Here is an 18,398-nt window from a genome sequence, read left to right as displayed (position 1 = left end):
ATACAACTAAAAGTGTTGTATTAAGTATGTAAACGAACAAACCTACGAAATTATTTTTATAGTAATTAACTAATAATTTAAATGTAGGTTCGTGATCTCCTTAATTTTAAATAGTTTTGGAGAGTAAATATAAAAATTGTTTCTTATTTAAAAGAATTTATAAGAATCTAGATGCTCAATTAAGATACATGAAGTCACAAGAAGTACGTTCAAAATTTTTAAGTTTCTTTGAGGAAAAGAAGCATAGTATAGTGCCATCTTCACCTATGGTTTTAAAAGACGACCCAACCTTAATGTTTGTAAATGCAGGGATGGTGCCTTTTAAAGAATATTTTTTAGGAAATGGAAAACCAAAAAATAACCGTATTGCAGATTCGCAAAAATGTTTGCGTGTTTCTGGAAAGCATAATGATTTAGAAGAGGTTGGTTACGATACGTATCACCATACTTTATTTGAAATGTTGGGGAATTGGAGTTTTGGCGATTACTTTAAAAAAGAAGCTATTGCTTGGGCTTGGGAATTGTTAGTAGACGTTTATGGTATTGATAAAGATATATTATATGTTACTGTTTTTGAAGGTAGTGATGATGCTGATAATTTAGAAATGGATACCGAAGCTTATGATATTTGGAAACAATATATCTCTGAAGACCGCATTTTAAAAGGAAACAAAAAGGATAATTTCTGGGAAATGGGTGATCAGGGGCCTTGTGGGCCATGTAGTGAGATTCATGTTGATATTCGCTCTGCTGAAGAAAAAGCTAAAGTGTCCGGTAAAGATTTGGTGAATGAAGACCATCCGCAGGTTGTTGAAATATGGAATTTAGTGTTCATGCAATATAACCGAAAAGCCAATGGTTCGCTTGAGAATTTGCCTAATAGGCATATCGATACAGGTATGGGATTTGAGCGTTTATGTATGGTGCTTCAAGGTGTTCAGTCAAATTATGATACCGATGTTTTTACGCCAATAATTCGCGAAATTGAAGCCATTACTCATAAAGAATACGGTAAAGATGAAAAAGTAGATGTAGCAATTCGTGTAATTTCAGATCATGTTCGTGCCGTTGCGTTTTCAATAGCAGATGGGCAATTGCCTAGTAATTCAGGTGCTGGTTACGTAATTAGAAGAATTTTACGCCGTGCGGTACGTTACGGATTTACATTTTTAGATAAAAAAGAACCTTTTATATATAGGTTGGTAGATGTTTTGAGTAACCGTATGGGAAAAGCATTTCCAGAATTAAAAGCTCAAAAACAACTAATTGAGAATGTAATAAAAGAAGAAGAACAATCATTCTTAAGAACGCTAGATCAAGGTTTAGTGTTATTGAATAGAATTGTAGATGAAACTAAAGGAGAAACAGTTTCAGGTGAAAAAGCTTTTGAATTATATGATACCTATGGTTTTCCAATTGATTTAACAGCTTTAATTCTTTCTGAAAAAGGATTGAAACTTGATGAAGAAGGGTTTAATAAACAATTACAAAAGCAAAAGAACCGTTCTAGAGCAGCAAGTGAGATGTCGACCGATGATTGGACAATTCTTATTGATGATGCTGAAGAAGAATTTGTAGGATATGATACTTTACAGGCTAATGTGAAGCTTACCAGATACAGAAAAGTAACGTCTAAAAAAGATGGTGATATGTATCAACTAGTATTTAATTTAACACCGTTTTATCCAGAAGGAGGAGGGCAAGTAGGTGATAAAGGCTATTTAGAGGATACACATGGTGATGTGGTTTACATTCTAAATACTAAAAAGGAAAACAATGTGATAATTCATTTTGCTAAGAATTTACCAAAGCATATTAATGAATCATTTAAAGCTGTTGTTGATGCAAAACAACGCCATAGAACCGAATGTAATCATACAGCAACACATTTGCTGCACCAGGCGCTAAGAGAGGTTTTAGGAACTCATGTAGAACAAAAAGGGTCTGCGGTGCATTCTAAATATTTACGATTCGATTTTTCTCATTTTTCTAAATTAACAGTTGAAGAATTACGAGATATTGAAAATTTTGTAAACAGAAGAGTAGACGGGAAATTACCCTTAGAAGAAAAGCGTAATATCCCAAAAGAAGAAGCTATTGCTGAAGGCGCTATGAGTTTGTTTGGTGAAAAGTATGGTGATACTGTTCGTGCTATACGTTTTGGTCAATCTATCGAGCTTTGTGGAGGTACACATGTAGAAAATACCTCTGATATTTGGCATTTTAAAATTGTTTCAGAAGGAGCGGTAGCTTCGGGTATTAGAAGAATTGAAGCCATTACCAACGATGCAGTAAAAGACTTTTATTTTGAAAATAATAGAGCTTATTTTGAAATGAAAGATTTACTAAATAATGCACAAGAGCCAGTAAAAGCACTTCAAAATTTACAGGAAGAAAATACAAGTCTTAAAAAACAGATAGAAGGTTTACTTAAAGATAAAGCGAAGAACGTTAAAGCTGAGCTTAAAAGCGAATTAGAGGAGATTAATGGTGTACAATTTTTAGCTAAGAAATTAGATTTGGATGCTGGTGGTTTAAAAGATGTGGCTTTCGAGTTAGGAAGTCAGTTTGATAATCTGTTTTTATTATTTGCCACAGAGCAAAACGGTAAAGCATTATTGTCTTGTTATATTTCTAAAGAATTAGTAGAGAGTAAAGGTTTAAACGCTGGACAGGTAGTAAGAGAATTAGGTAAATACATCCAAGGTGGTGGCGGTGGGCAACCATTTTTTGCTACTGCGGGAGGGAAGAACCCTAACGGAATTCAAGAGGCTTTAGAGAATGCTAACAAATATTTAGAATAAGTTCTGTTATGTTCTGTTTTAAAGAGTTCCCAGAAGCTTAATTTTTATTCTGATTTCTCTGTGTATCTCTGCGGGACTTTGTGAATCTCTGTGAAATTAATATCTTAAATGAACTTACAAACCAAAATATCACTAGGAAAACAGTCCGAAGACCAAATAGACTATAACTCAAATGTGTTATTATTCGGATCGTGTTTTTCAGAAAATATTGGAAAGAAGCTAGATTATTTTAAGTTTAAGAACTCTCAAAATCCGTTTGGGATATTATTTCATCCTAAGGCTATTGAAACGCTTATTTCAAATGCAGTAGATAGTAAACATTTTTCAGAAGAGGATGTATTTTTTCATAACGAACAATGGGCTTGTTTCGATGCGCATTCAAAACTAAGTCATACTTCAAAAGATACTTTAATAAATCAATTAAATGAACAAATTGATTTAACAAATTCTAAATTAAAATCAGCATCTCACATTATTATTACATTAGGTACGGCTTGGGTTTATCGCGAAATAAGCACTAATAATATCGTTGCCAATTGTCATAAAGTGCCACAAAAGCAATTTAAAAGAGAATTGTTATCGGTTGAAGAAATTACAGCTTCGTTAAAACAAATATTGAGTTTAATAAGAAGTGTTAATTATACTGCTTCAGTAATTTTTACGGTTTCACCAATTCGACATACCAAAGATGGTTTTGTTGCAAATACGCAAAGTAAAGCACATTTAATTACAGCTATTCATCAAGTTATAAGTAATCAATCTTTTTATTTTCCATCATTTGAAATTATGATGGACGAACTTCGAGACTATCGTTTTTATCAAGAAGATATGGTGCACCCAAGTCAATTAGCTATTAATTATATTTGGGATAAGTTTAAAATGGTTTGGATTTCAGATCAATCTTTCAAAACCATGGAAGAAGTAGAGGTTGTTCAAAAAGGGCTTCAGCATAAACCATTTAATATTAAATCTGAAGCGCATCAAAAGTTTCTTCAAAATTTAGAAGTTAAAATCTCTAGACTTCAAATTCAATTTCCTTACATCGTATTCTAAATATACGTAATTCATCGTATTGTTTTCATTCGCTTATTGTTGCAGTTTTGTGATGCTATTAATCATAAAATATTCAATAAAATGAAAAAATCAAACACCACAATTGTATTAGTCATTGCACTTATCTTAACTTCATTTACATCCTGTTCTACAGATGATGGAGGAGGAGATGGCTCTGCTGCATTTGGTACTTTAACCGCTAAAATAGATGGGAGTTCTTATAAATCAATGGGAATTTCATCTTCAGCAACAGTTGCTAATGCAGGTTCCGTTATCAACCTTGTAATAATTGCTAGTAATAGTGATGGTAATGCTTTCGCAATGACAATTTTTGGGTACTCTGGAACAGGAACATATGAGTTTACTGGAGCTAATATTGCTGTTACAAATGTAGCTTCTTACACCGAGACAAATGTTAATTTAAGTAATCCAACAGCTTCTACTACAGAGATTTGGCAAGCGCCATATGATGATACTCTTGTAGGGTCAATAACTATTAGTGAAGAAACAGATACCAAAGTAATAGGAACATTTGAGTTTAAGTGTAAAAATGTTAATGGAGATAGTTCAATTAAGGATGTTACTTCTGGAGCCTTCAATTTAAATAAACAAACTACATAGTAACTAAAACAAAATTCAACAATGAGAAATTTAAAATTATTTGTTTTTCTATTAGCAGGATCGCTAATGTTAAACGCACAAAAAGCAGAAACACCAGATCAAAGTTATGAGCTAGGTGCAAAAATTGAAGAAATGACAATTACAGATGGCGGTACTGTAATTATAGCTACTAATGATGGGTTGGCAGCTATAAAACCTGGGCAAGAAGGTTTGCTATTTAATTTTACAGATTATGGAAAAATAAATCCAGAAACAGAATTAGAGATTGTTTCAGGTGCACCGTATGTAATTGTAAGTAAAGCAGGTTTTGGAGTTGGGCTAGTAAAAAAAAGATCTATAATTGATTATATGTCTGGGAAAACAATTTTTAATGCTGAAGAAAATGGATGGAAATCTATAAGCAGAACTAAATTGTTCTTATCTCAAAATAGATTGATGGTAACTGGACAACGAAAAGTGGGGATGTTATTTCCTCAGGCTTTGGCAATGTATGATTTGGCTTCGGGTAAAGAATTAAGTCAATATATATTTAAAGGTACTAAAAATGTAATGGGAACACCATTAGTACTTTCAGATGGTATTATTATTCCAACTACAAAAGGCTTGATGAAAGTAGATATGGATTCTGGAAAAGTTATTTGGGAAAATGAACTAAAAAATATTGGCTGGATGGTTGCTGATAAAACAGAAAAAGATATTTACGCTTTCGCGGAAACGTCTAATAGAAAGAATACAAAAATCTATAAGATTGGTGCTAGTGGAACTTCTACTTGGGCAGAAGAACGCAAAGTAAAAGGTCAAATTTCTAATTTTGAAATTCTACCTCAAGGTATTGCTGTAGTTAGTGATGTAGCAGATACAGGAAAAAAGGGATTAGCAAAATTAGCTGCTTCAAAAGCAGAATCGAAAATCACATTATTAAGTGCTTCAAATGGAGTAGATCTTTGGGAAAAAGCTCCAAAAACCCAAGGTTATGTTCAGCATTTTTATATCATGGAAGATGGTATTCTTTTCGGGATTCACGAAGGTGGAATTAATAAAGTAGCTTACGATGGTACTACTTTATTTAAAAAACCTTTAAAAACCGGAGAAAACATTCTCACTATGGCAACAACACCTCAAGGGTTAATTTATATTACTAGTGAAGATGCAAATATTGTTGATTTAAATACTGGAGATCAAATATGGAAAAAACCACTAAAATTTAAAAGAGCTAATAGGGTAAGCTCTGATTATGATAAGAAAAATGATAAGTATTTAATTCTTGCTGATGAAAAATTATTTAGTATTGATGCTAACTCAGGAACTTCAGAATTAATAGCTGAAGCTGATTTTGAAGGAAAGGAAGATCCAACTGATATAGAAGTTAGAGATAGTGGTGTTTTACTAACATCAGATCAAAATATGATGCTTTTAGATTGGGATGGTGAGAAAAAGTGGCATGAATATAAAAGAGCGCCAGGTAAAAGTGCTTTTGGAGCGGCATTAGCAGGAGCAATGGCTTTGGCATCAGCTGCAGCATCAGCTTCTGCAGCTTATGAGGCAGGCTATGAGCGCAATTATATTGGACAGTATACAGCTAGAGGCGATCGTTTAAATAATATGTCACAAGGTATGGCTAATGTTTCTAGTGCGTCTGTTGCCGAAATGCTTAAGCGTTTTTCAGCTACATCAGCCACACAAGATGCGCAATTCGTTTTAACAAAATTAGACGATGGTGTTGGTTTAATGAAATTAAATAAAGATACTGGAGTTGTTGAGAAAGAAATTTTGTTAAAAGATAAAAAACCAGAATATGAAGTTGATGAGTTTGGAGGCATGTTGTATTATAAGCTCAACGATAAAACCATTTATGCATACAACCTTAAAAAATAAATCTTGTTGTTGAGATTTGTTTGATTAGGCGTGATAATCAGATTATTACGCTTAATCTTTTTTTATCACACTTAATCGAAAAATTTAAAGAGGTATCACTTTTAATTGTAGTTTTAAAATGCTATTAATCAGTTCATATCAAAAAGCACCAATACTATTAATCAAGAAATTGATTGGTGATTGGTGTTTTTTTTGTGAGTTACTTTACCTAATAATTCAAACTAAAAATACTTTGTGATTATGGTGTTTGATTGGTTTGGTTTTCTAATATTTTTTGTTGCGTTTCTATTACTTTCTTTTGCAATAAAAGTATATTTAGATTCTAATTTTATTAAGAAAAATGGAGATAATGGTTATGCTCTACTTATTAAGAAATATCATTTAGAACAAAATAGAAATCAACTAAATTCTGAAAAAGTTAAGATAGCAGAATATTTTACAGATTCAATCTTAGAGCGTTTATTAAATATTACTAAAGAATTAATTTTATTTCAAAAACTTATATTTGAGAAACTCTAATGATAATAATATAATGATTCATAATTTTATTTCATGATAAAAAGAACCTTAATCTTATTTTTTCTTATTGTTCATCAGGTTTTAGTTGGGCAGTCCGTTACAGATTTGATTTCTAACACTAAAAAAAGCTTAGATACTTCAACAACTTTAAAACATAAGGCTAAATTCACAGCAGATTTAGCTTGGTATTATTCTCATGTAAATATTGATTCTGCTCTGGTTTACGGGAATAAATCTATTGAATTTGCAACCAGATCAAATAATGACACTTTAATTGGGCAGTCCTTAAACGATTTGAGTACAGTGTACTTTTTTAAAGGAGACTATCCTGAATCTATTAATTACGCTAGAAAAAGTATGGTATATAGACAAAGATTAAAGGATACTCTTGGTATTGCCAGCTTATATACAAAAATGGGGAGTAATTACAGTAAAACTAATTTATTAGATAGTACTGTTTATTATTACATAAGAGCCAGAGATTTGTACTTAAAAAATAATGATTCACTTAATTCTGTAACTATCGAATCAAATATAGCCTCTGCGTATTATAGCGCTGGGAATTATAAAAAAGCTTCAGGCTATTTAGACGAATGCATAGATTATTTTAAAAGGAATAATTTGAAGAGACTTCTAGCTAATTCTTACTTAACTAAAGGAAATATTTATCTAAACACCAATGATACTTTGAGTTCAATAAAGTCTTTTCAAGAAGCTGAAAAACTTTCTGCTGAAATAAAAAACTATGTTGGTCAAGCATCAGCTTTAAATAATTTAAGTATAATTTATAGTGCTTTAAATGAATTTGATAAAAGTACAAATTATGTAAAGCGTTCAATTGAAATTAGGGAATCAATAGGTGCTACTGGAGATTTAGAAAGCGCAAAACTTACTTTGGCAATTAATAATTTTAAGTTAGGAAAAATTCAAGATTCAAAAGCAGGATTATTGAATGTTAAAGGGTTTTTTATTAAAACTGGTGTCAATGAAAAACTCCAATATGTTTATGAAAATCTTATGTTAATTTATGCTTATGAGAATAATATTGATAGTCTTAATTTTTACTCACAAAAGTATAATCAGACTTTAAGAAAAAATATTAGTGAAGCTAATTTAAAATTCAGTCAAGAGATTGAAGTCAAATATGAAACAGAGAAAAAAGAAAAAGAAATTCTTAAACAGCGTTCTGAAATCATAGAGAATAAACTTAACTTAAATAAGAAAAACACACAGCTTATTGGTTTAGGCTTTTTAGCAATTGTTCTATCTGTTTTAGGTTACTTATTGTACAATCAACAAAAACTAAAAAATCAACAATTGAAAAAAGAAGGTGAGTTAAAAGAAGCTTTAGTAAAAATTGAAACTCAAAACAGGTTGCAAGAACAACGTTTAAGAATATCTAGAGACTTACATGATAATATTGGTGCACAACTTACCTTTATTATTTCTTCAATAGAGAATTTGCAATATGGTTTTAAACTTAAAAATCAAAAGCTTACTGATAAATTATCTAGTATAAGTGGTTTTACAAAAGAGACCATTTATGAGTTAAGGGATACTATTTGGGCTATGAACAAGAATGCTATTTCTCTTGAAGATTTAGAAATACGAATTTCAAATTTTATAGATAAAGCCGATATGTCTTCCAATAGTTTAAGTTTTGAGTTTAATATAGATAAATCTGTTGCTAAGACAGAAGAATTGGCATCAGTAAAAGGGATGAATATTTACAGAATTATTCAAGAAGCCATAAATAATTCAATTAAATATGCCGAAGCTTCAATAGTAAAAGTTGACATATTGAAACAGAATAAAAAAATTCAATTTAGAATTACCGATAATGGTAAAGGTTTTGATGAGAATAGTGTTGAACAGGGTAACGGTCTTAATAATATGAAAAAGCGCGCAAAAGAAATTGGAGCGTCTTTAGATGTTAACAGCCAGTTGAATAATGGAACAGAGATATCAATAAATCTGTCAGTATAATTTAAAGATATACGATGAATTACGTATAGGTTTCTAAAGTGAAATGTTTTAAATTTCTATATTGAAAATCAAGTAGATGAATATAAAAATAGCCATAGCAGACGATAATTCTTTTTTGATACGAGCGGTTGAAGAGAAGTTGTCTTTTTTTGACGAGTTAGATGTTAAGTTTTTTGCTTTAAATGGTTCAGAATTAATCGCCAAATTAGAAGACAATCATAATATAGATATTGTTTTAATGGATATAGAAATGCCAGTTTTAAATGGTATTGAGACCACAGAACTAGTAAAGAAAAAGTATCCGCATATTAAAATTATAATACTTACAGTTTTTGATAATGATGAAAATATTTTCAATTCTATAAAAGCAGGAGCAGACGGGTATTTGTTAAAAGAAGTAAATGCGAAAGATTTGCATAATGGAATTATGGAAACTATAAATGGAGGTGCAGCAATGAATCCTTCTATAGCTTTAAAAACTTTAAAGTTGCTAAGAAACCCTTTCGATATAGATAATGTTGTTGAGCAAGAAGATATTAAACTTACCCCAAGAGAAATTCAGGTATTGGAGCAGTTAAGTAAAGGTTTAAGTTATAGTTCGGTAGCAGATAATCTTATTCTATCAATAGGTACAGTAAGAAAGCATATTGAAAATATTTATAAAAAACTACAAGTGCACAATAAGTTAGAAGCAGTACAAAAAGCCAAGAAAAATAATTTAATATAATGTTTAGTTAACATAAAGACAATATGATTCACTCAAATAGTAAGTATATTTGTAGTGTTAGTTTAGTTTATTAATTGCATTGGTTTAGACTTCTTATGTCGAAGGAAACTGATGTTTTTTTTTGTTATAAATTTGCTAATAGGAAACTTGAAGTCTTAATTTATTTCTAAATTAGTACATGCGAAAAATTCTATTTGGTGTTATAATTACTTTAGTTGTTCTTTTCACTTTTAAATATTGTGGAGATAAAAAAGAAAATGAGATCGTACTTCAAGAAAGTTCAACGCTCATTCAAGAACAAATCAATAATGTTGGTAAACTTATCGTTACCGAAGGGCATTTTAGTGAGGTTTTTACCTATAAGAATTCAAAAGACATTTTTGGAGATTTATTATCGGTCGAAAAAAAAGCATTAGTAGTAGTTAATGCAGAAGTTACTATAGCTTATGATTTGAGTAAAATTGAATTTAAAGTTGATGAAACTAATAAAACCCTAACCATATTGAGTATTCCAAATGAAGAAATAAAAATAAATCCAGATTTGGAATACTATGATGTACAGGCAGATTATTTAAATCCTTTTGAAGCTAAAGATTATAATGATATAAAGAAAACTGTAAATGCAACGCTATCAAAAAAAATTGAAGCATCAGATTTAAAAAGAAACGCTAAAAACAGGTTAATAAGCGAGCTTTCAAAATTTTATATCCTTACAAATTCTCTAGGTTGGACTTTAAATTATAATGAAAGTCCCATGCAATCTATTGAGGATTTAAAAGGGTTGAAGTTATAGTTTACTGTTTAAACTAGACCAACCGCCACCGTTTATGGCTTCAATACCGTTATTTTTTAAAATAGAAGCAGCGCTTCCAGAACGCATACCGCTTGCGCAACATGTAATAACAGGTTTGTTTAATTTTTTTATCTCGTTAATTTTGGAGTTTATAACTTGTAACGGAATGTTTTTTGAACCAGAAATAGCGCCTTGGCCATATTCTTGAGCGGTACGTACATCTATAATTACCGCACCTCTTGATTGAAAATCTTTAATCATATTATTTTTATTACCAAATAGAAAATCTAATAAGCCCATTGTTTAATTTTAAATGCAAATTACTTTATTTTTTTTTAAAGCATTAGTAACAAAAGTTGCATTAAACTTCCTTTAAATTTTATGTATATTCATCCTTTAAAAAAATGAGTATTTATGGAAGCTTATGTAACGCTTACAATTGAGAATCAGGTTGGGTTTGTGGAATTTTTTCATCCTAATAGAAACTCCATGCCTAGCGATGTTTTATCAAAATTAGAGCAAACTATTATTGATGCAGGTAAGAATGATGCTATTAAAGTTATTGTTTTAAAAAGCGGAGGTGATAGAACGTTTTGTGCAGGTGCAAGTTTTAATGAAGTGATTGCAATAGATAATGAGTTAACAGGTAAGCAGTTTTTCTTGGGCTTTGCAAATGTAATTAATGCCATGCGTAAATGCCCAAAGTTAATTATAGGGCGCGTACAAGGAAAAACAGTTGGTGGAGGCGTTGGTTTAGCGGCTGCAACAGATTATTGTTTGGCAACACAATATGCTTCAGTCCGTTTAAGCGAATTAAGTATTGGTATTGGTCCGTTTGTTATAGAACCCGCTGTTTCAAGAAAAATTGGGGTTACTGCTATGTCTCAAATGACTATTGATGCAGAAACTTTTTTTACTACGGAATTTGCAAAAGAAAAAGGGTTGTATTCTGAAGTCTTCGCAACTACTGAAGATTTAGATCTCGCTGTTAAAGTTTTAGCAGAACGATTGGCGAGCTATAATCCTGATGCCTTAAGAGAAATGAAGAACGTGTTTTGGAAAAATACCGAAAACTGGGACGCATTATTAGAAGAACGTGCAGAGATGAGTGGTAAACTTGTTTTAAGTGCGTTTACTAAAAAGACCTTGAAGCGATTTAGGTGAGTTGAGTAGTTTATTATATCATTGATTATTCTTTGCTTTTTTTAGGAGAACTAATTAAAATTTTAATAAGTACGGTTTTTCCACAGTTTATTTTTAAAATTGCTTAATAAAACAGATTTTTTTTTTCAAGAATAGTTGTGTTTTCTTCTTTTTTAGATTTGATTGAGTTTTTAAAAGCATCAATATTACTGTCTAGATGTTGTTGCTATTTTAAAAATGGTTGTACAGCAGAATCGGCGCTGATTTTTTACCTTATTCTAAGGTGTTTGGACTTAGACACTCCTAATTTTAAATAGACTAAATATAGGTAATAGTTAAAAGATAAATTTCCACAGGCAGTTGGGGAGATTTTTATTTTTAATAACTAAAATAAAGACTAGGAAAACTGGTCATAAACCAAAAGATCAAGTAGTTCTAAATAAAATAGATATATCGTTTATCTGTTGAATACAGGTTATGCTATAAAGCATTATCAATATCTAGGAATACTTGGGCTTCAAATACATTTAAAAAAAATGAAAAAATTATTAGTATTCCTTTCGGCACTAAGCATCATTTCTTGTTCTACAGAATTAAGAGAGGAAACAGTTTTTGCTGAAAATGAAACAACTTATTTATTTAATGAAAGTAGCAAATCAGATTATGATCATTTATTAAGTGAATATTCACAGCTTATAGGTAATACATTGAAAAATTATGAAGTAAAATCATATGTAGATATAAATATGGATGATTTAACCAAATTTGGAGATAAAATAAGTATATCTTATTTATTAGGCGATTTAAGTGGGATAAGAAAGAATGAAAATGATAAATTTCTTTCTAAAAAGAAGTTTGAAAAACCCCTTTCATTACTATCATCAAAAAGGAAGTTTCAAAAAATAATGAGAAATACAATCATATACTCTCAAAAGTTAGCGTGTCTGCTAAAGATTTAAATTCAAAAACTAGTAATGAAGATGTTATAAATTCAATTTTAGAAAACTTAGTTGATGAAAATTTAGAAATTTATGTACCTTCAAAAGAATTGGAGAATGCTGTTAATGATGAAGTGTTTTATGTTTCATATACTGCGTCTTATTACACAAAAACCAATGAGGCTTTTAAATATGGTAATACATTAGCAAATAAAGAAAATAGTAAAATAAATACCGATCCAATTGTTGTAGAAATTGATGATGATTTTATTGAGGTAAATAAAGTTTATTTAATTAAACCAATAGATGAATGTGATATTCAATTCCAAAAAGCAGCTAAAGTTAGCGGTTGTGCTGGTACAGGAGGTGGGGGTAATCCACCAGATCCAATAGAGGAGGGTCCAAAACTTTTGAAATATAATGTTAATCATACTACAATAGAGGATAAGGATATTTTAAGTACCAGATTAGGATGGTTTAGAGTTCGAGGAACTAGTTGGATGGGTTTTGGAGGCTCTCATCAAAAGTTAGCAATACATAGAGGATCGCCTGATGGAAAAATAACAGTTAGTGGAAGTCAGGTTATACCAGAAGCTAAAGCTTACACGGTGGCAAATTTTAAAGTAACTCGTCGTACTGTTAGAAAAGAGAATTGGAGAAAGGTAAATGTTGAATTTGATGATGATTGGAGTTTGTCTGAAAATGAACAAGCGATTACTGTATTTACAAAGCATAATTTAAAAGGTGAAGCTGAAACAGAGTTAAGTGTAAAAACATCGTATAAAGTAGTGAATGGGGAATTGACGCCTACTACTGAGCCTACCGTATCTTCAAAGGTGACGACAAAAGAAAGTGCGGCAAAGTTTAGAGAAAAAAGAGCATTGTCAAGAAGACAAGTTTTGGCTACTATAATAGGTTTGGGTGTTACAGGAAAGACTCTTTATGATGAAGATGATGATGTGGATTACAATGTAAAAGTAGCTGGTAAATTTGAATATGTTTTAAAGCATTATTACACGGATATTGATTAATATGTAAAAAAAGAGACACTCTTGTGTAATTGTAATTATACAAGAGTGTTTATATTTGCTATATGAAGTTATATTATTGTTTATTCCTTTTTTTAGTTTTTTTTAAAGTATTGCCAGCGCAAAATACTGACAACAAGCATAGCAGTATCATGCTACATTTTGGCAAGGCATCACATAATGATGTAGATATAAAAGAAAATAATTATATGTTAGAAGCTGGTTGGAAGAATGTTTTAAACAAAGATTTCGCATATGAAGTGTTTGTGAATAGATCGTTTTCAAACAGTACAAAACCTTTTTTTAATAATACTTCTGAACTTATAAAATATTTGAATGCAAACAATGAAGGTGCTCCTTATTGGCAAAAGGTTGAAACTTATGCTGTTGGTTTGAAAGGACACTTTTTTTTTATAAATTCATCTAAAAGTGAGTTTTCTTTTTATGTAGGTTCGGGTATTCATTTTTCTAAATCGTCTTTGCAAACATCAAAATCTTTAAGTTATAATGTTAATACAGGAACTATTACAGATATTGATCAAGTTTCTCAAGATGAAAGCCTTGTTAAATCTTTTGTAATGCCAGGTCTTGCATTTAGGTATTGGGTTTGGGATAAGATGGCTTTAGGCGTTAATGCAATTGCTTTTTTTGAAATTGCTAACGCTGAGATTATAACCCAGCCAGTGCAAGCCAACTTTTATAGCCTAGCGTTTAATGTAAGTTTTAAATTATAATACATGAAAATAATTCGTTTTTTGTTTGTAGTTACTATATGTTTATTTTTTATAAGTAGTATTGATGCACAAGAAAAATTTAAACGATTCCAATTAGAATTTGGTTATGGTGCATCGCTTTCTGGTGATTTTGGAAAGAATGATTACCAGATATTTAGTGATTTTGATTTTACTATTCCCCTTGTTGGTAAGAATATAGAGGCTACGTTAAAGTACAAGTTAAAAAACAATCGGTTTATTGGTATTGGTTATACGGAACAATCTTATGTAAATACTTTAAATGGAATAGGTGTCTTGGGCGATAGGGTATTGGTTTTTGAAAATTATAGATTAGAAGAAGAGGTGCAATATTATGAGTTGCAATATGGTAAATTTTTTAATAACGGTTTAGATTTTACGATATCTTTATTTTCCATTCATTATTATCAACCTATTTTGGATGTAGAAACTATTAACGGAAAAACTGGATTTGTTTTTAGTAATGTAGATCCTTTAATAGATGATATTGGTTTGTCCTTAGCATTAGGTTGCCGTATATATGAGTACAACACAATTGTTATCTCATTACGTACGAGGGTTTTTTATTCGCTTAACGGTTTAGAGGCTATTACACTTTCACCCTTGGTACGTGTTGATTTTTAGAGTACATTTAGCTATAAGTTTTGTCCTTATTTATCACTATATTGAACTTATCAATAATCTCTAGACTTTTTTAATTAAATGCCTAAAATCAGGTTTAAATGGCAGCGCCTTATTATGTGTAATTTGGTAATTTTTAAAACCAATAAGAATTGTTTTTCCTTATCAAAGCTATTTTTACTAGACTTATCTATATTTTCGTTAAAAGAATAAAGAGTTTCTTATATGATATACAAAGGCTAACTGCTTGGTGTAATTCAGAATCTTTTGCCAATGAAATAACAGTACAGTCAATTTCATAAAAACTTCTTGAATATTCAGTTTATTTAGTATTAACTATTATTAGGTGTATATTCTGCTCTTTCATGAATATTACCTGGAGCGGTTGTGTATCCAATTTACTTTTGAGCTGTCAATTCTTTAAGTAAGAATAATATGGGCTATACGTGTAATATAGATTTGACGATAGGTGTTTAAATTGATTGATTTTTAAGGATGTTATTTTTCTAGATTTTTTGCTTTAAGAAAATTAATATTTACATGTTGTGACAATTGTCATGCGTTAATAGCTCACGAACACTACATTTATGGTTAATTTAAAATTAAACATATGAGAGTTATTAAATTATCTTTATTAATAGTTGTAGTTATATCCTTATTTAGTTGTGCCTCTACATATAAAACTATTTATCCAAATACTGTTAATTATTTATCTGAAAGCAAAGTAGAAGGCCTTAAATTAGAATATAAATATGATTTGCTTGATAAAAAATATGCAAAAAAAGAAGTTAAAAAAGGGGTGAAATTGGTGGCGTTAAAAATCACTAACAATACTGATAGAGACTTAATTGTTGGAAAAGATTTTAGTTTGGTTTATGCAAATGGAAGTGATGTTAACATCCTAGACTTAGAAAAAACTTTTGTCTCTCTTAAGCAAAGTCCAGCTACACACTTGTTGTATTTATTATTAACGCCACTTAATTTATATACTACTGAATCTCAAAACGGATTTCAACAAACAACAAGTTCAACACCTATAGGTTTGGTTATAGGACCAGGTTTAGCTGCGGGTAATATGATTGCAGCTGGTTCGGCAAACAAAAAATTTAAAAATGAAATATCTGAAAATAATATCTATGGAAGTGTAATAAAGAAAGGCGAAACAAAAGTTGGACTAGTGGGAATAAAATCTTTTTCTCATGATGCCCTAAAACTTAAACTTAATTAAGGCTTATAATTGGTATAAATAAGATTTTAACCTAAAAAAAAGCGACTCGTTTGAGTCGCTTTTTTTATGTTTTTATTGTTCTGCTCCTGGAGGATATTTCTCCATAATTTTAGTAACAAACTCTTTTATTCGGGCTTCTTTCTTTTCCATATTTCTACTTAAATAGCCAGTACCCATACCTTGCCAAACCAATTCTTTTTTATTGGCATCAATAAGATCTATATACAAATGACCTTGAACACTTGTTGAAACATTAGGTTGTTGATTCCAGCCCCAGCCCCAACCAGGACCAAAGCCACCCCAACCCCAGCCGCCCATACCCCAGGAATTGTTGTAGACATCAACACGTTGTTGAGATTTTGTAAATAAACTAACTAATATATCTGGGTTTTCAGATTTTGTAAAGCCTTTAGCTAAAAGTTCTGCTTCAATAGCACGAAGAATTCTACGTTTATCTAAATCGCTAATTTCTGCCTTATCTATTCCAGTCTTGAAAAAGGCAAACGTTTTGTAATCATTAAAGGTTGCTTCTTTGTCATAATCTGCCGCTACTCGAACAGAGCTACAAGATGATACTACAATTAGTAACACTAATAGAGGTAAGGTTTTTAAAAGTTTTTTCATGGTATATATGTTTTAGAGGTTCAAGACGCTGTAAAATAGCATTTTATAGCAACTTTATGTTATAAATTGATGTTAATATATGTTATCAATAACCATACCAAGTATATGCTAACTAGAAAGGAGTTGTGATAAAATTATTTCTTTATCGAGTTTGTAGCCTTATTATATCCATAAGGGCAATGTCTGCAGCCACTTTCGCAACAATAGCCCCGTTTTAAATGGTATTGTTCTGTAAAACAACGATAACCTTCGGGGGTTAGGTAGAAGTCGCCTTCTTCAATGGGGATAAATTTTTTCATTTGTAACAAAGATAATGTAAATTGAAGACATTATTTCTTGTTGTTTTACATCCAGATTTTCATAAATGGTCATTCCTGAAAAATCGGGAAATAAAAGAAAAGATTTGAAATAAGTTTTCTTGGATTGATTTTTGAATTGTTATACATATGATTTTTATTTCTAAATATTTAGTACCTAAAGGTTATACGGGCATAACCATATTTCCTTTTGTGTTTTTAAAAACAAAACAATTAAGAGGGAATCAGGTTTTAATAAACCATGAAAAAATTCATTTAAAACAACAGTTAGAACTGCTTATTATTCCTTTTTATGTGTTTTACGTATTAGAGTTTTTAATACGATTACTCAAGTATAAAAGTTGGCAATTAGCTTATAAAAATATTTCATTCGAAAGAGAGGCTTATGGAAATCAAAATAATTTAGAATACCTTCAAAATCGAAAAATCTGGTCTTTTTTAAAGTATATTTGTGTTAATGAAGTTTGAGTTTGAAAATACAATAAATGAGCAAGTAATGCTGCCTAAGGAAAAAGGTGTTGAATTGTTTGTAAAGCGTGAAGACAAGTTACATGCTTTTGTTTCTGGTAACAAGTATAGGAAGCTTAAATATAATCTCTTACAAGCCGAAAAAACAAGTTATAAAACCTTGTTAACGTTTGGAGGCGCATTCTCAAACCATATTGCTGCTGTAGCTTCTGCGGGTAATATTATTGGTTTTAAAACTATTGGAATTATTAGAGGTGAAGAGCTTCAAAATAAAATTGAAGATAACCCAACCTTAAGTTTTGCAAAAGAAAACGGTATGCAATTTAAGTTTGTGTCTCGTGAGGACTATAGAAACAAAACTTCTGAAGCTTTTTTGAACGCTTTAAATGAAGAATTTGGTGAGTTTTATTTAATCCCAGAAGGCGGAACTAATAATTTGGCCGTTAAAGGTTGTGAAGAGATTTTAACCGAAAAAGATGAAGCCTTTGATTATGTGTGTTGTGCAGTAGGAACTGGAGGTACTATTTCTGGTTTAATAAATTGTTTAAAACCTAGTCAACAAGTTTTAGGTTTTCCGGCCTTAAAAGGCGACTTTTTAAAGCATGATATTAGTAAATTTGCAACACAGACCAATTGGGAATTAATAACCGATTATCATTTTGGTGGTTACGCTAAAATAAATGCAGAATTGGTGGCGTTTATTAATCAGTTTAAAATGGATTACAAAATCCCTTTAGATCCTGTATATACAGGTAAAATGCTATTCGGGATTATGGATTTAATAGACAAAGGCTATTTTCCAAAAGGATCGAAAATATTAGCCATTCATACGGGTGGTTTGCAAGGCATTGAAGGAATGAATGCCGTTTTAAAAAAGAAAAATATATCTATAATTAGCTAG

Annotated in this window: 19 protein-coding genes; 16 read left to right on the top strand and 3 right to left on the bottom strand. The window is 30.6% G+C overall.

All coding sequences use genetic code 11. The features are described from left to right. Window positions 1–188 precede the first annotated feature (188 nt). The 8 genes from alaS to SJY43_RS00970 all read left to right on the top strand — a co-directional run bounded on the left by alaS (window position 189) and on the right by SJY43_RS00970 (window position 10,378). Window positions 189–2,804 carry an alanine--tRNA ligase gene (gene alaS, locus SJY43_RS01005; RefSeq protein WP_396601988.1) on the top strand — a complete coding sequence of 872 codons (2,616 nt, stop codon included), beginning with the start codon at window positions 189–191 and terminating at the stop codon, window positions 2,802–2,804. Between the two features lie 108 nt (window positions 2,805–2,912). After that, window positions 2,913–3,857, top strand: a complete 945-nt coding sequence (locus SJY43_RS01000; RefSeq protein WP_396601987.1) for a GSCFA domain-containing protein — start codon at window positions 2,913–2,915, stop codon at window positions 3,855–3,857. Between the two features lie 81 nt (window positions 3,858–3,938). Further along, entirely contained in the window at window positions 3,939–4,478 is a 540-nt protein-coding gene (locus tag SJY43_RS00995; protein ID WP_396601986.1) for a DUF6252 family protein, read from the top strand. A 21-nt stretch (window positions 4,479–4,499) separates the two neighbouring features. Next, complete coding sequence (locus tag SJY43_RS00990) at window positions 4,500–6,353, top strand: PQQ-binding-like beta-propeller repeat protein (RefSeq protein ID WP_396601985.1); 1,854 nt, start codon at window positions 4,500–4,502, stop codon at window positions 6,351–6,353. A 240-nt stretch (window positions 6,354–6,593) separates the two neighbouring features. Beyond that, the gene (locus SJY43_RS00985; protein WP_396601984.1) at window positions 6,594–6,872 is read left to right on the top strand and encodes a hypothetical protein; all 279 of its coding nucleotides are present in this window, start codon (window positions 6,594–6,596) and stop codon (window positions 6,870–6,872) included. A 33-nt stretch (window positions 6,873–6,905) separates the two neighbouring features. Continuing rightward, entirely contained in the window at window positions 6,906–8,858 is a 1,953-nt protein-coding gene (locus SJY43_RS00980; protein ID WP_396601983.1) for a tetratricopeptide repeat protein, read from the top strand. 76 nt (window positions 8,859–8,934) lie between these two features. Next, the gene (locus SJY43_RS00975; RefSeq protein WP_396601982.1) at window positions 8,935–9,585 is read left to right on the top strand and encodes a response regulator; all 651 of its coding nucleotides are present in this window, start codon (window positions 8,935–8,937) and stop codon (window positions 9,583–9,585) included. Between the two features lie 178 nt (window positions 9,586–9,763). Beyond that, the gene (locus tag SJY43_RS00970) at window positions 9,764–10,378 is read left to right on the top strand and encodes a DUF4230 domain-containing protein (protein ID WP_396601981.1); all 615 of its coding nucleotides are present in this window, start codon (window positions 9,764–9,766) and stop codon (window positions 10,376–10,378) included. Here SJY43_RS00970 and SJY43_RS00965 read toward each other — a convergent pair. Further along, entirely contained in the window at window positions 10,373–10,678 is a 306-nt protein-coding gene (locus SJY43_RS00965; protein WP_396601980.1) for a rhodanese-like domain-containing protein, read from the bottom strand. The genes SJY43_RS00970 and SJY43_RS00965 overlap by 6 nt on opposite strands. A 114-nt stretch (window positions 10,679–10,792) precedes the next feature. Between SJY43_RS00965 and SJY43_RS00960 the strand changes: the two genes are divergently transcribed. The 6 genes from SJY43_RS00960 to SJY43_RS00935 all read left to right on the top strand — a co-directional run bounded on the left by SJY43_RS00960 (window position 10,793) and on the right by SJY43_RS00935 (window position 16,088). Next, a complete protein-coding gene (locus tag SJY43_RS00960; protein ID WP_396601979.1) occupies window positions 10,793–11,542 on the top strand; it encodes an enoyl-CoA hydratase/isomerase family protein in 750 nt (249 codons plus the stop codon). A gap of 515 nt (window positions 11,543–12,057) precedes the next feature. Then, window positions 12,058–12,480, top strand: coding sequence for a hypothetical protein (locus SJY43_RS00955; protein ID WP_396601978.1), 423 nt, complete (start codon window positions 12,058–12,060; stop codon window positions 12,478–12,480). Further along, on the top strand, window positions 12,462–13,490 hold the full coding sequence (locus SJY43_RS00950; RefSeq protein WP_396601977.1) for a hypothetical protein: 1,029 nt from the start codon (window positions 12,462–12,464) through the stop codon (window positions 13,488–13,490). Before SJY43_RS00955 ends, SJY43_RS00950 begins: the two co-directional genes overlap by 19 nt. Window positions 13,491–13,639: 149 nt before the next feature. Further along, a complete protein-coding gene (locus SJY43_RS00945; RefSeq protein ID WP_396601976.1) occupies window positions 13,640–14,221 on the top strand; it encodes a hypothetical protein in 582 nt (193 codons plus the stop codon). Between the two features lie 3 nt (window positions 14,222–14,224). After that, the gene (locus tag SJY43_RS00940) at window positions 14,225–14,863 is read left to right on the top strand and encodes a hypothetical protein (protein ID WP_396601975.1); all 639 of its coding nucleotides are present in this window, start codon (window positions 14,225–14,227) and stop codon (window positions 14,861–14,863) included. 607 nt (window positions 14,864–15,470) lie between these two features. After that, on the top strand, window positions 15,471–16,088 hold the full coding sequence (locus SJY43_RS00935) for a hypothetical protein (RefSeq protein WP_396601974.1): 618 nt from the start codon (window positions 15,471–15,473) through the stop codon (window positions 16,086–16,088). Between the two features lie 72 nt (window positions 16,089–16,160). On the opposite strand, the gene SJY43_RS00930 is transcribed toward SJY43_RS00935, so the two are convergent. Both SJY43_RS00930 and SJY43_RS00925 read right to left on the bottom strand, forming a co-directional pair. Continuing rightward, window positions 16,161–16,712, bottom strand: a complete 552-nt coding sequence (locus SJY43_RS00930) for a DUF4136 domain-containing protein (protein ID WP_396601973.1) — start codon at window positions 16,710–16,712, stop codon at window positions 16,161–16,163. Between the two features lie 134 nt (window positions 16,713–16,846). Further along, the gene (locus tag SJY43_RS00925) at window positions 16,847–17,011 is read right to left on the bottom strand and encodes a DUF5522 domain-containing protein (protein ID WP_396601972.1); all 165 of its coding nucleotides are present in this window, start codon (window positions 17,009–17,011) and stop codon (window positions 16,847–16,849) included. 147 nt (window positions 17,012–17,158) lie between these two features. On the opposite strand from SJY43_RS00925, the gene SJY43_RS00920 reads away from it, so the two are divergent. Together SJY43_RS00920 and SJY43_RS00915 are read left to right on the top strand one after the other, a co-directional pair. After that, window positions 17,159–17,497 (top strand): hypothetical protein, encoded by a 339-nt coding sequence (locus SJY43_RS00920; RefSeq protein WP_396601971.1) that lies wholly within the window; start codon window positions 17,159–17,161, stop codon window positions 17,495–17,497. Then, window positions 17,487–18,398, top strand: coding sequence for a 1-aminocyclopropane-1-carboxylate deaminase/D-cysteine desulfhydrase (locus SJY43_RS00915; RefSeq protein ID WP_396601970.1), 912 nt, complete (start codon window positions 17,487–17,489; stop codon window positions 18,396–18,398). Before SJY43_RS00920 ends, SJY43_RS00915 begins: the two co-directional genes overlap by 11 nt.

The sequence above is a fragment of the Algibacter sp. R77976 genome (genome assembly GCF_044594645.1).
Taxonomy (GTDB): domain Bacteria; phylum Bacteroidota; class Bacteroidia; order Flavobacteriales; family Flavobacteriaceae; genus Algibacter_B.
The sequence above is the reverse complement of the archived record's forward strand: the minus strand, read 5'-3'. Positions and strand labels throughout refer to the sequence as shown.

Excerpts from the sequence above, each read along its gene's own strand:
- alaS (WP_396601988.1), top strand. The coding sequence starts at position 189 with ATGAAGTCACAAGAAGTACGTTCAAAATTTTTAAGTTTCTTTGAGGAA.
- SJY43_RS00915 (WP_396601970.1), top strand. The coding sequence starts at position 17,487 with ATGAAGTTTGAGTTTGAAAATACAATAAATGAGCAAGTAATGCTGCCT.
- SJY43_RS00995 (WP_396601986.1), top strand. The coding sequence starts at position 3,939 with ATGAAAAAATCAAACACCACAATTGTATTAGTCATTGCACTTATCTTA.
- SJY43_RS00990 (WP_396601985.1), top strand. The coding sequence starts at position 4,500 with ATGAGAAATTTAAAATTATTTGTTTTTCTATTAGCAGGATCGCTAATG.
- SJY43_RS00980 (WP_396601983.1), top strand. The coding sequence starts at position 6,906 with ATGATAAAAAGAACCTTAATCTTATTTTTTCTTATTGTTCATCAGGTT.
- SJY43_RS00955 (WP_396601978.1), top strand. The coding sequence starts at position 12,058 with ATGAAAAAATTATTAGTATTCCTTTCGGCACTAAGCATCATTTCTTGT.
- SJY43_RS00965 (WP_396601980.1), bottom strand. The coding sequence starts at position 10,678 with ATGGGCTTATTAGATTTTCTATTTGGTAATAAAAATAATATGATTAAA.
- SJY43_RS00940 (WP_396601975.1), top strand. The coding sequence starts at position 14,225 with ATGAAAATAATTCGTTTTTTGTTTGTAGTTACTATATGTTTATTTTTT.
- SJY43_RS01000 (WP_396601987.1), top strand. The coding sequence starts at position 2,913 with ATGAACTTACAAACCAAAATATCACTAGGAAAACAGTCCGAAGACCAA.
- SJY43_RS00945 (WP_396601976.1), top strand. The coding sequence starts at position 13,640 with ATGCTACATTTTGGCAAGGCATCACATAATGATGTAGATATAAAAGAA.
- SJY43_RS00935 (WP_396601974.1), top strand. The coding sequence starts at position 15,471 with ATGAGAGTTATTAAATTATCTTTATTAATAGTTGTAGTTATATCCTTA.
- SJY43_RS00960 (WP_396601979.1), top strand. The coding sequence starts at position 10,793 with ATGGAAGCTTATGTAACGCTTACAATTGAGAATCAGGTTGGGTTTGTG.
- SJY43_RS00985 (WP_396601984.1), top strand. The coding sequence starts at position 6,594 with ATGGTGTTTGATTGGTTTGGTTTTCTAATATTTTTTGTTGCGTTTCTA.
- SJY43_RS00920 (WP_396601971.1), top strand. The coding sequence starts at position 17,159 with ATGATTTTTATTTCTAAATATTTAGTACCTAAAGGTTATACGGGCATA.
- SJY43_RS00925 (WP_396601972.1), bottom strand. The coding sequence starts at position 17,011 with ATGAAAAAATTTATCCCCATTGAAGAAGGCGACTTCTACCTAACCCCC.
- SJY43_RS00970 (WP_396601981.1), top strand. The coding sequence starts at position 9,764 with ATGCGAAAAATTCTATTTGGTGTTATAATTACTTTAGTTGTTCTTTTC.
- SJY43_RS00930 (WP_396601973.1), bottom strand. The coding sequence starts at position 16,712 with ATGAAAAAACTTTTAAAAACCTTACCTCTATTAGTGTTACTAATTGTA.
- SJY43_RS00975 (WP_396601982.1), top strand. The coding sequence starts at position 8,935 with ATGAATATAAAAATAGCCATAGCAGACGATAATTCTTTTTTGATACGA.